This is a genomic window from Rhodococcus sp. NPDC019050 (assembly GCF_055664235.1).
Genome location: NZ_JBVOON010000009.1, coordinates 68,661 through 80,805, shown reverse-complemented (window position 1 = coordinate 80,805; position 12,145 = coordinate 68,661). Strand labels below are relative to the sequence as shown.

Genomic DNA, 12,145 nt, shown 5'->3' with positions numbered 1-12,145 from the left:
CGATTAGTGTCGCAGCACACCCCCCGCCTATAGTTGCCCTGTGCAACACGAGTGGCAGGCCGGGACGCCGGCCGAGACCGAAGTGGCGCAGGTATACGAAGAGTTCGTGCACCTCGTCCGCTTCCTGACAGCCGGAGAGCGCGCACACGACAATGCGCTCAGTCTGGCCCAGCACTCCCTGCTCGGATTCATAGCCCGTCACCCGGGCTGCCGTGCCACCGAGGTCTCGGAGAACTTCGGCGTCAACCGATCGACAGTCTCACGCCAGGTGCGCAACGCCGTCGACGCAGGGTGGGTGGAGGCCGAAGCCGGACCGGTGAGGACCGGTAACCCGCTCCGCCTGACCGAACGCGGCCGGGCGATCCTCGACGACACAGTGGTGCGCAGGCACGGCGAGATCCGGGCGGGTCTCGCCGGATGGGAAAAGGAAGATCTCGACCGGTTCGTGCACCTCCTGCACCGCTTCCGAAGCGGTGTCGAGTGGGGCACCGCCCGGACTCCCGACCAGAACGATGGAGATATCAGTGCGTGAGTACTCGACCCCTGCCCAGTACACCATCGGTGAGGACGAGTCCGTGGTCCACACGGTCTTCGAACACGCGGAGAAGACCCCGCACCGAGTGATGTATTCCCGCCCTGTGGGCGACGAATGGATCGGCGTGACGGCAGGTCAATTCGGGGAGCAGGTCAGCGGCGTTGCGAAGGGCCTGATCGCCAACGGCGTCCAGCCGGGCGACCGAGTGGCACTGCTGTCCGCGACCCGCTACGAATGGTCGCTGCTCGACTACGCGATCTGGGCCGCCGGCGCCGTGTCCGTGCCGATCTACGACTCGTCGTCGACCGAGCAGATCCGGTGGATCATCGAGGACTCCGAGGCCTGCCTGGCCATCGTCGAGACTCCGAGACACGAGGCACTGTTCGTCGACATGCCCGACACGCTGCGCCGCATCGTGCAGATCGAGGAGGATGCGATCAACATCCTTCTCGCGGAGGGCGCAGAGGTCGACGACGCCGAACTGAAGGCGCGTCTGGCGGACATCCGTTCGGCCGACCTCGCCTCGCTCGTCTACACGTCGGGCACCACGGGCAGGCCGAAGGGATGCATGCTCACGCATGCCAACTTCCTGTCCGAGGTCCGCGCGATCCTCACCTCGCCCGTCGGCGCGGTCGCCAAGCCCGGGAACCGAGGACTGACCTTCCTGCCGCTCGCCCACGTGCTGGCCCGCGCGGTCTCGCTCGCCTTGTTCGAGGCGGGTGCGGCCCAGGCCCACTGGGCGGACTTCTCGACCGTCTCGGGACAGTTCACCCGTTACTCCCCGAACATCATCCTGGGCGTGCCGCGCGTGTTCGAGAAGGTGCGCGACGCCGCCGCAGCGAAGGCTGCGACCGGCGGCAAGCTCAAGGGCGGCATCTTCGCGTTCGCCGAGCAGACCGCGGTCGAGTACAGCGAGTCGCTCGATCACGGCGGCCCGACCTTGCTGCTCAAGGCGAAGCACACGCTGGCCGACAAGCTGGTCTACTCGAAGCTGCGCGCAGCGATGGGTAACGAATGCTGGTACGCCATCTCCGGAGGCGGCGCACTGAGCCCCAAGCTCGGCCACTTCTTCCGCGGTGTCGGCGTCCCGATCTACGAGGGCTACGGCCTGACCGAGACCACCGCCGCCCACAGCGTCAACATGCCGGGCGCCCAGAAGATCGGCACCGTCGGTCAGCCGATGGGCGGCAACAGCGCCCGCATCGCCGCCGACGGTGAGATCGAACTGCGCGGGAACGTCGTGTTCAGCGGGTACTGGCGCAACGAGAAAGCCACCGCAGAGGTGTTCGACGACGGCTGGTTCCGTTCCGGAGACCTCGGTTCGATCGACGACGACGGATACGTGTCGATCACCGGACGCAAGAAGGACCTCATCATCACCGCGGGCGGCAAGAACGTCTCGCCGGGTCCCCTCGAGGACCGGATGCGGGCGCACACCATCGTCTCGCAGGCGGTCGTGATCGGCGACGGACGCTCGTTCATCACGGCGCTGCTCACCGTCGACCCCGACGTCTTCGAGAACTGGAAGGTGGAGAACGGCAAGCCTTCTACGGCGACGATTGCCGATCTGCGTCACGATCCGGCGCTTCGCGACGCCCTGCAGACCATCATCGACGACGCGAACACGATGGTCTCGCACTCGGAGTCGATCAAGAAGTTCGTCGTCCTCGAGCGCGATCTCACCGAGGAATCCGGCGAACTGACGCCGACTCTCAAGATCAAGCGCAACGTCGTCACCGAGCGGTTCGCCGCCGATATCGAGGCGATGTACCGCAAGTAGACCCGGCTACCCGCGCAGCCACCCGATCCGATGATCGGGTGGCTGCGTTGTATCAGGACGCAGATTCGGCGGTCGGGGAGAGAGCCGCTGCGAGTGCGGCGAAGCGCTCGTTGTCCGCCAGATCCTCGAGCAGCACCGCCTTGCCGTGCTCGTCGGCGAGCGGGACCCGCCAGTTCGGATGCTCGTCGACGGTGCCGGGCTGATTCTGGCTGCGCCGCTCACCCACGGCATCGGCAAGCGAAAGACCCAGCAGTGCGGACGGACTCGTGGCGATCAGCCGATGCAGCGACTCCACGGTGACGGCGTCGCCCGGCTCATCCTCGGACACCGGGAACCCACGCTCGGTCGCCAGACGCAGTACCGCATCCCGCGAGACCGCCTCGTCGGCCAGTTCGGTGTGCAGATCGCGTTCGAGCAACCCCAGCGCAGACCGCAACGTGATGTGTTCGGCGGCAAGATAACCGGATGTCGGCGGCAGGTCGTGAGTGGTGACCGACGTCAGGCACAACCTGCGGTAGGTCTCGGGCGGGCGAGGGGTGTCACCGTCCTTCTCGAACCACAGGATCGAGGTACCCGCGATGCCGCGCCGGGACAGATATTCCTGCACCCATTCCTCGAACACACCGAGGTCCTCACCGATCACCACGGCGTCGGCGCGTTGCGCCTCGAGCGCGAGGATCCCGATCAACGCCTCGTGGTCGCTCCGCACATACGCGCCGTCGGCGGGAGAGAACCCCTCGGGAACCCACCAGGTGCGGAACAATCCGAGAATGTGATCGACGCGCACGCCACCCGAATGGCGCAGCGCCGAACGGACCACGTCGCGGTACGGACGGTAGCCGACCTCCGCGAGACGGTCGGGTCGCCACGGAGGCTGGTTCCAGTTCTGTCCGTTGCGGTTGAAGTCGTCTGCGGGGGCACCGCCCGTGACACCGGAGGCGAGGACATCGCCGAGCGTCCACGCGTCGGCGCCGTCCCGACGCACCCCGACGGCGAGGTCGTGCACGATCCCGATTCCCAGACCGGCGGCGTGCGCGCTGTCCTGGGCCGCGGTGAGTTGCTCGTCGCACACCCATTGCAGCCAGCGGTAGAAATCGATCCGGCCGGCCAGTTTCTCCCGGAGTGCGTCGACGCCGGGATGGTCGGGCGAGGGTGCGTGGGCGCGCCACTGCGACCGTTTCGACCCGAACTTCTCGGCCAGCGCACACCACAGCGCGAAATCGTCGAGTGCTGAGCCTCTTTCGGCGCAGAAGGCGTCGAACCGTGCTTGCCGGGCCGGTCCGCGCGGAACGCGGTACACGTATTCGAGCACGTCCAGTTTCGCGCGATATGTGGTGTCCCGATCCAGTTGCGCTGCTTTTTTGTTCACTTTCGTGAAGAGCGCTGCGTTCTCGTCCAGCTTGGCGCGGTGCTTGCGGGGCAGATACGCAGCCTCGGGCACATCCTCCACGCGCACGTACAGCGGATCGACGAACCGCCGGGACGACGGCAGATACGGAGACGGCTCGTGCGGCGGCACCGGCTCGGCGGCGTGCACCGGATTCACCAGCACGAAATCCCCACCGTGCCCGGCGGTGACGGCGGCAAGGTCGGCGAGATCTGCGAAGTCCCCGATTCCCCATGACCGGCGCGACCGCACCGAATACAGCTGGGCGGCAAGGCCCCAGCGTTGCTGCTGCAGGATGCGGTCGGCGGTGGACAGGCGAGTCGGTGTCACGACCAGCGTGGCCGTGCTTTCGACGTCGTTGCTGCGGGCATGCACCGTGTGCCAGCCGAGCGGAAGACGCGGTATCGCGAACGTGGCGCGGCCGACGAGCCGGCCGTCCACCTCACGCGGGTCGACCCAGATGTCGAGTTGTTCGACATCGATCTTCTCGCCGTCCTCGGTGACGACCCACACCGACACCGGGTCGCCGTGCGGCACATGGACGGGAAAGCTGCGCTCTTCCCGCTCGGTGACCACCAGCGACGGCGGAAGCATGCTCCGCCACGGCCGGTCGGGGACGTCGGCGAGCGACGCCGCGATCTCATCGGGCGTGTCGGCAGGAACATCCAGGGCAGCGAGGATCCGCTGCAACGTCCGATCCGCGACGTCGTGTTCGTTGCCGTCCCACCCGACGTAGGTCGTGGAGATTCCGTGGTGGCCGGCCAGTTCGCGCAGCTTTTCCGTCGACGTCACGATGTCGAATCATGCCAGCAAAGCGAACGAGTCGCAGACACGGACCCGCTCACCAGCCCCGGCGTTCACTCCCCGAAACCGTCGAACAGGGTGGGTTCGTCGGGGTTGTCGAACAGAGCGGGCTGGTCGGGCGGAAGGGGCTTGGAACGGGTGGCGCGCGGCTTGGGCTGCTCATCCCGACGCTCGACGAGTTCGAGTGCCGCGACGAGGGAACGGCCGGTGAGCTCCCACTCGTGTGCCTTCGCGTCGGCCTCGGCCACGTCGTCGTCCTTTCCGGACGCGGCGCGTGCCAGCGCTTCGCTCGCCCAGCCGACCTGCTGCTCGTTGCTCATGTCGAGGAACTGGCGCAACTGCTCGGCTTCCCAGTCTCCGATCGCCGCAACCGTCTTGACGGGGATCTCGACCCGGCCGTCGAGGTGGAAGTCGCGGAGCGCCAGCAACGGCAGGGGCAGGTCCTCTTCGGCCTCGGGCGTCCACGGCGGATCCTCGAACGATTCGGGGACACACTCGTGGTCGGGTTCCTGCTCGCGCAACAGCATTCCGCCGACGTGGGAGGCGAACCCGTTGTCGACGGTCTCGAGGAACTGCGCCAGCCCGTCGAGTGCGGACACCAGATGCGTGGGCACGAACGGAGATGCGGGCAAGTGGTTCACCACCGCGACGCGGTCGTCGACGAGAACGAATTTGAGGTGGGGCCAGCGGCGATTGAGATCGGACACCACTTCGGCGGCGCGCGTGCGGCCGGTGATGGAGTGGACGATCGGCGCGAACAGGTCGACCGTGGCGCCACCCGGCCCGACTCCGACGAAGACCAGAACACCGTCGATCTTGAGAATCAGATCGCCGTCCTCGTCCCAGGCAGGGCACTCACCGATGCGGTCCTGCACGGTGGATTCGATCAGCTCGCGGATGTGCTCCTCGCTCACAGGCTCGACGGCAAGCTGGGGATGTGCGGCCGGGCGGATCTCGGGCCGGGGGCCGGGAGGCTCGAACTCCGGTGTGCGGCCGGCGCCGAAGGTCTCGGACCGCAGGAACAGCGGATGCGGTACTCCCCACACCTCGCGAAGCGCACGAACCGAGAGTTCTGCGAGCTGATCGGCCCACGACAGCGGCCGGTCGATCCAGAACGCGGGGGAGCCACCGTCCTCGGGATCGTCCGCGCCACGGGACGGAGCGTTGAGGCCCAGATCGAGCAGCAGAGCTTCGTCTTCCGGGCGTAACCGGCGGTCGTGCGCGAGGTGGCTGTTGGACGGCACCTCGCAGCGCACCTGGTCGTCGTTCCACGCATAGAACTGGACGCAGGGCCCCGCAGGCCCGGCCGAATCCTCGGCGAGCGGCTCGAGCACCAGGCCGTCACCGTCCTGCATCGCGGCGACATGGTCGGCCAGCCGCGCGCGGAATGCACGCCAGGCCAGGTCCACATCGCGGTCGAACCGGTTGTGCGCCTCGGTCATCATCGGCCCCCTTCCTTGCTCCGGTCCCTTCTCAGGGCTTCGACCCGTGCCAAAAAACACTAGTCGCCCCCACCGACACCGTGCGCGGCACACCGGACCGAGCGCAGAGACGGAGCCGGACGGGTCCGGCAGCACACGATTCCCTACACGGGCGCACACCGCCACCGGGGTAGGCAACGACCGGCGGGTGTGCCCGGATCGTCAGGCGAGGGAGCGGACGAACCGTCCGATCTCGGAAATCGCCCGGCCGCCCTCGGGCACGGTCCCCGCGGCCGCCTGGAACACGTGGATCTGTTTCTCCCACACCTGCACCTGCGCGGGAACCCCCGCCGCCGCGAGGCGCTCGCCCATCAGTACGGCGTCGGTGTAGACCATCTCTTCCGAGCCGGTCTGGATCAGAGCCGGAGGCATGCCCGCGAGGCCGAGGTCGACGGGCGAGGACACCGGTTCGTACCCGTCGCCTCCGCGTCGTTCGGCGCGGCGGACGAGCGTGAGCAGTGCCGGGACCGCTCGTCGCGGGAACAGCGCGCACCGGTACGAATTGGCGTGCTCCATCTTGCCGAGCGGGTCGAGGTCGGTGAGCGGCGACAACGCGACGGTTCCGGCCACCCGGCCGAGCCCGAGGCGCAGTGCCTCGTGTGCCACCGCGAAGGTGAGGAAACCGCCGGCGGAGTCTCCGGCCACGACGATCCGTTCGACGGGATAGCCGTGGGCGACGAGCCAGCGCAGACCCGAGATCCCGTCCTCGACCGCCCGCCGGATGGGGTGGCGGGGAAGCATCCGGTACTCGACTGCCAGCACGGGTGCCTGGGACGATGCCGAGATCCGGGAGACGAGATTGCGGTGGGTCGCCAGGCCACAGCACACGAAGGCCCCGCCGTGAAGGTAGAGAATCGCCTGCTGCTCGCCCGCGTTGCGGGTGTACAGGAACTCCGCTCCGCATTCGGTCAACCGGACGCGATGGCGCCGGGTTCCGCGAACCGGGCGAATCGAGAAGGCAGCCCGGTCGACGAGCGGGGCCGGCCACGGAAGGGAAGGGGCGACCGCCCACGCCTCGATGAACGGCCGGATGGTGCGCCGCACGGACATCGACAGCGCCCTCGACTGCAAGCTCACTCCGGCGAATTCCTGCACGAGCGGATTCGCGCGCGGGAACGGCGATGCCGTCTCCCGGTCGCTCGACACCGACGCGCTCGATACCGGCACGTCCGGCACTGCACTACACATCACCGGTACCTCCTTGTACCGCTGCACCTGTGGCAATACCTCTCGCCGCGGTGCCGGGGGAGCCGCGCGTCCGGATCGAAACGTGCGAACCCCCGAATTTCGAGGGTACGCCGGACGTACGATGCGGTGTGATACGCGTTACCAAAAGGTTGCGATGATGGGGGCCCAGCCGGTGGGGATCATGCCCGTGACAGATTCGATCTTCTTGCTCGCCGAATCCCGAGAGCATCCGATGCACGTGGGATCGCTCGAAGTGTTCACCCCACCGGAGGGCGCGGGGCCGGATTACGTGTCCGACCTGTACACGCAGTTCCTCGAGACCGAGGTGGTCGACGAGGTGTTCCGCAAGCGGCCCGGGGACCCGGTGTCCAGCCTGGGCTACCTCTGGTGGTCCGTCGACGACGAGGTGGACCTCGAATACCACGTACGGCACTCGGCGCTCCCGGCGTCCGGGCGGTCGACCGACCTGTTCGCGCTGGTCTCCCGGTTGCACGGCACGCTCCTCGACCGTCACCGTCCGCTGTGGGAGATGTACCTCGTCGAAGGTGTCGAAGGCGGACGGTTCGCGGTGTATACGAAACTGCACCATTCGTTGATGGACGGTGTGACGGGACTTCGTCTCCTGCATCGCACCCTGGACCCCGATCCGGACTCCGACGAGGCACGTGTCCCGTGGAACCTGCCGGAGCGCACCCGGCGGCCGGCCCGTGTGCCCGACGCGCCGGGCAACGGTCTGGCGCCCCTCCCGGCCGCCGTTCTCGCGTCGGCCCGAGGGTTGGCCGGAGACGCCGTCGAGGCCGCTGCGGGGGTGTGGCGGGTGGCCCGGACGGTCCTGGGGCAGCGCAGCGTGGCACTCCCGTTCGAGGCACCTCGATCGATCTTCAACGTCCCGATCGGCGGTGCGCGGCGGTTCGCGTCGCAGTCGTGGCCTCTCGACCGCATCGCCCGTGTGCACGACGCCGCGGACGCGAGTTTCAACGACGTCGTACTGGCGATGTGTTCGGGCGCTCTCCGTGCGTTTCTGCTCGAACTCGACGCGCTGCCCGAGGGCCCTCTCGTGGCGATGGTGCCGGTCTCCCTGCGGGCTGCCGATCAGATGGATGCGGGTGGCAACTCGGTCGGGGTGACGCTCTGCAACCTCGGCACCGATTCCCCCGACCCGGCCGAACGACTCCGGGTGATCCGTGCGTCGATGGGCGAAGGAAAGGCTCTGTTCAAGGGGCTGACGCCGATCGAGGCGCTGGTGTGGTCGGCGGCCAACGTGGCTCCGCTCGGCCTCGCACCCGTACCGGGATTCGTGAGGGTGGCGCCGCCCCCGTTCAACCTCATCATCTCGAACGTGCCGGGACCGCGAGAGCCCTTGTACTGGAAGGGTTCCCGTTTGGACGGGGTGTACCCGACGTCGGTCGTGCTCGACGGGCAGGCGCTGAACATCACGGTCACCACCACCGCCGGCTCGCTCGACGTCGGAATCGTCGGTTGCCGGCGCACACTCCCGAGCCTGCAGCACCTGCTCGGGCACCTCGAGCAGTCGCTCACCGATCTCGAGCACGCGCTCGTCCCGGAGTGAGGCCGCTCCCCGTCCGGTCTCAGCGATGTTCGTGCAGCACCGACACCAGTTCGCGCTCCACGTCGACGAACGCGGGCTCGGTGAGTGTCCGGAGGGACCGGGGGCGCGGAAGCGGGACTCGCACCTCGTGACGGATCGTTGCCGGCCGGGCTGAGAGAACGAGTACCCGGTCGGAGAGCAGGACGGCTTCGCGGACGTCGTGGGTGATCATCAGTACCGTCCATCGATCGCGCATCCGCACGTCCTGGAGCCAGAGTTGCATGTCGGTGCGGGTGAGCGAGTCGAGAGCACCGAACGGTTCGTCGAGAAGCAGCACGTCGCGTCCTTGCAGCACGGTGCGGGCCAGTGCTGCGCGTTGCCGCATCCCGCCCGACAACTGGGCCGGTCGCGCCTGCTCGAACCCGGAGAGGCCGAAGGCGGGAAACAACCGGCGTGCGCGCTCGCGGGCCTGCCGTCTCGGTGTGCCCTGGACTTCGAGACCGAGAGAGCAGTTGTCGAGCACGGTGCGCCACGGAAACAGGAGATCCTTCTGCGGCATCAACGCCGCCCGGCCGGGTGCTGCGGGCGCTCCGCCGACGGTGACGGCACCGGCGTCGGGAGTGTCGAGTCCGGCGATCAACCCGAACAGGGTGGATTTGCCCGACCCGCTGGGCCCGATCACGGACACGAATTCTCCTGCAGCGACCTCGAAGTCGATCCCGTCGAGGACGGTGTTGCCGCCGAACGATCGGTGCAGTCCCGTCACCGACACCGCGCTCACGACCGGGGCTCCGGGGACAGTGCCCATGGTGCGACCACCCTTTCGGCGGCATACGTCAGTACGTACAGCAGCAGGGAGACGGCGGCGGTGACCGCGACCGCGGCGAGCACCAGATCGGTGCGGAACGAGTTCTTCTGGGTCGCCATGTAGATCCCCAGACCCGAGGTGGCGCCGACATATTCGGCGAACACCGCTCCGACTACGGCGTACGTGATGCCGATGCGCAGCGACGTGAAGAACCGGGGAAGCGCGGAAGGCAGGCGCACGTAGCGGAACTCCTGCCGGCGACCGGCACCCATGCTCCGCAGCAGTGCCCCCGCCTCGCGGTCGGCCGCCGCGAAACCCTCGATCAATCCGATCGTCATCGGGAAGAACGTGGCGAGCGCGACGACGAGGATCTTGGGAAGCAGTCCGAATCCGAACCAGATGATCATCAGCGGCGCGATCGCGATGATCGGGAGGGTCTGGGAGACCACGAACAGCGGCACGAACGCGCGCCGCAGAGTCGGTGAGAAGTCCACGGTGACCGCCAGGATCCACGAGACGACGAGGGACACCGCGAACCCGGCGAGCGTGACCTGCAGGGTCGTGGCGGCATGACCCGCGAGATCGGCGCGATGATCCCACCCCTGCGCGAGAACACGACTCGGGGCCGGGAGGACCTGCGGACGGATACCGCTCGCCCGCACGTACCACTCCCACGCGCCGACGAGGAGCACCGCGACCCCGACGGCAGGCAGCAGCGCGCGCAGACGACGGGACACCGCTGTGTGGCCCTGCTTCTCAGGGAACGAGGTACGCATCGGTGAAGTACTCCGACCAGTCCGGTTCCTCGGTGAGCGTCGCGCCGTCCGGTCCGGCGAGCAGTCCCGCCTCGAACAGGAATCTCGAATACCCGGACCACCGCTCGAGATCGAGGGTGCAGACCGCGCCGTTCTCGTCGCGCATGTAGTCGGTGGACAGCATCTGCTGGCTTTCGAACACGAGTTCTTCGTCGGTGAAGACGCCGGGGTTGGCATCGATCAGGGCCTGGGCGCCGCGCCGAGGATCGTCTGCCGCGATCCGGTAGCCCTGCTGCATGGCCCCGACGAACGCCCGGGCGCGGTCGGGATGGTCCGCGAGCCAGGTCGCGTTGCCGTCGACGACGATCGAGTAGGCATCGGGAAATCCGTAGTCCGTCGGCGCGAAATATCGCATGGGGAGTCCGCGGTGTTCGGCCTCGAGACCCTCCCACGCGACGTAGGAGACGGTGAAGTCGGCGGTACCGGAGTACACGGCCTCGTAGGCGGAGGTGCCGAGCACGACCGATTCGAAATCGCCTGTGCCGCCGTCGTTGCGGATGACCTGGCGCAGGGTCTCGTTGTCGCCGGGGTCGCCGAAGCCCGCGTAGGTGCGACCGTCGAGATCCCGGGGGGATCGGAGGTCGGCCCGGTCCGCCCGCACCCCGATGGCGGTGGCGCGGTGCTGGAGGGGCGCCAGGACGGTGACGGTGTCCGACCCTGCGGCGCGGGAGAAGGTCGCCTGCGAGTGCGTCGAGATGCCGAACTCGGCATTGCCGGAGTCGACCAGGAGGTCCGGTGTGGTGTTGTTGTACGGCAGGATCTGTACGTCGAGACCGGCCTGCTCGAACAGTCCTTCCCGGATCGCCACGTAGAGCCCGGTGTGGTTGGTGTTGGGTGTCCAGTCGAGGGCGAACCGGATGGTGTCGCCCGAGGCGGAGTCGTTCGCACACGCGGGAACGGTGGCGACCGCGGCAAGTGCGACGAGCAGTATCGCGATGCGGTGCCCGATCCTCATGCGACCGGCCACGGCCGGGTGACGAGCGCGTCGGCCCAGAACATCAGTTCGTAGCGGGTGGCGATGGTGAATGCCTCGATCATCGCCGCGCGGTCGGTGTCGGTGGCCGTTGCCCCAGCGGCGTCCACGAGTTCGCGTGCCGTCGCAACCGACGCCCGGAAGGCCTCGTCGTCGTATGCGGACACCCACTGCGCGTACGGGTGCGCGGGATCGGAGGAGAGCACGTCCGCGGCCCGCTCCGCGAGGTCTCGGGCCACCTCGGCGTAGATCCAGAAACAGGGCAGGACCGCTGCGGCGCCGACCGGATACGGCTCGGTGGCGACGGTCGCGGTCAGGTACGACACGTAACCCAGGCAGGCGGGGGAGTGTGCGACGGGACCGGTCGCCGGGGGCAGCACCCCGCCGGTGAGCAGATTGCGGTGGAGAACGGCTTCCTCGGCGGCCGCGGTGGCTGCGCTGGTCGCCCAGAACGCACCGGTGCCGGGGTCGGGCGATTTGGCGGACAGCAGCGCCAGCGCCTTCGAGTATCCGGCGAGGTACAGCGTGTCCTGTTCGATGTAGACGCGGAATGCGCCGAGCGGAAGGGTGCCGTCTCCCAGCCGGCGCAGGAACTCGAGGTCGTCGATGGCGGCGCGGAGGGTGCGGGTTCGTTCCCACAAGGTGTCGGTGAAACGGGTGGTAGCCGAGGTACTGCACGCAGGCAGGGTCATGCCGAAACATCCCTTCGTCAGAATTACCTGATCAGGTTCGACGGGTGTGTTCTCAGCCCCGCAATTTCGCGGAGCACCCCGTGTCGGTCTCCGCGACGATAGCACTACCGGTGGGCGTCCCGGAGCCCCCTGC

The 12,145-nt window shown here is 68.1% G+C and carries 10 protein-coding genes and 1 riboswitch; of the genes, 3 read left to right on the top strand and 7 right to left on the bottom strand.

The window, feature by feature from the left end; translation table 11 throughout:
• Positions 1-40: 40 nt before the first annotated feature.
• On the top strand, positions 41-532 hold the full coding sequence (locus AC0B44_RS11905; RefSeq protein WP_471903087.1) for a MarR family winged helix-turn-helix transcriptional regulator: 492 nt from the start codon (positions 41-43) through the stop codon (positions 530-532).
• Entirely contained in the window at positions 525-2,315 is a 1,791-nt protein-coding gene (locus AC0B44_RS11900; protein WP_471903086.1) for an AMP-dependent synthetase/ligase, read from the top strand. The genes AC0B44_RS11905 and AC0B44_RS11900 overlap by 8 nt, the downstream gene beginning before the upstream one ends.
• Before the next feature lie 52 nt (positions 2,316-2,367).
• Here the strand turns inward: AC0B44_RS11900 and malQ are convergent, their stop codons facing one another.
• The 3 genes from malQ to AC0B44_RS11885 all read right to left on the bottom strand — a co-directional run bounded on the left by malQ (position 2,368) and on the right by AC0B44_RS11885 (position 7,178).
• A complete protein-coding gene (gene malQ, locus AC0B44_RS11895; RefSeq protein WP_471903085.1) occupies positions 2,368-4,494 on the bottom strand; it encodes a 4-alpha-glucanotransferase in 2,127 nt (708 codons plus the stop codon).
• A gap of 65 nt (positions 4,495-4,559) precedes the next feature.
• Positions 4,560-5,951, bottom strand: coding sequence for a T3SS (YopN, CesT) and YbjN peptide-binding chaperone 1 (locus AC0B44_RS11890; protein ID WP_471903084.1), 1,392 nt, complete (start codon positions 5,949-5,951; stop codon positions 4,560-4,562).
• A gap of 198 nt (positions 5,952-6,149) precedes the next feature.
• A complete protein-coding gene (locus AC0B44_RS11885; RefSeq protein WP_471903083.1) occupies positions 6,150-7,178 on the bottom strand; it encodes an alpha/beta hydrolase in 1,029 nt (342 codons plus the stop codon).
• Between the two features lie 178 nt (positions 7,179-7,356).
• Between AC0B44_RS11885 and AC0B44_RS11880 the strand changes: the two genes are divergently transcribed.
• The gene (locus AC0B44_RS11880; RefSeq protein ID WP_471903082.1) at positions 7,357-8,745 is read left to right on the top strand and encodes a WS/DGAT/MGAT family O-acyltransferase; all 1,389 of its coding nucleotides are present in this window, start codon (positions 7,357-7,359) and stop codon (positions 8,743-8,745) included.
• Between the two features lie 19 nt (positions 8,746-8,764).
• On the opposite strand, the gene AC0B44_RS11875 is transcribed toward AC0B44_RS11880, so the two are convergent.
• From AC0B44_RS11875 to AC0B44_RS11860, 4 genes are all read right to left on the bottom strand, one after another.
• Positions 8,765-9,532: an ABC transporter ATP-binding protein gene (locus AC0B44_RS11875; protein ID WP_471903081.1), complete on the bottom strand. Its 768-nt coding sequence runs from the start codon at positions 9,530-9,532 to the stop codon at positions 8,765-8,767.
• Entirely contained in the window at positions 9,502-10,308 is an 807-nt protein-coding gene (locus AC0B44_RS11870; RefSeq protein ID WP_471903080.1) for an ABC transporter permease, read from the bottom strand. The genes AC0B44_RS11875 and AC0B44_RS11870 overlap by 31 nt, the downstream gene beginning before the upstream one ends.
• Complete coding sequence (locus AC0B44_RS11865; protein ID WP_471903079.1) at positions 10,289-11,302, bottom strand: ABC transporter substrate-binding protein; 1,014 nt, start codon at positions 11,300-11,302, stop codon at positions 10,289-10,291. Before AC0B44_RS11865 ends, AC0B44_RS11870 begins: the two co-directional genes overlap by 20 nt.
• On the bottom strand, positions 11,299-12,012 hold the full coding sequence (locus tag AC0B44_RS11860; protein ID WP_471903078.1) for a TenA family protein: 714 nt from the start codon (positions 12,010-12,012) through the stop codon (positions 11,299-11,301). Before AC0B44_RS11860 ends, AC0B44_RS11865 begins: the two co-directional genes overlap by 4 nt.
• A riboswitch (TPP riboswitch) is annotated at positions 12,005-12,103 on the bottom strand. It overlaps the preceding gene by 8 nt.
• Positions 12,104-12,145 lie beyond the last annotated feature (42 nt).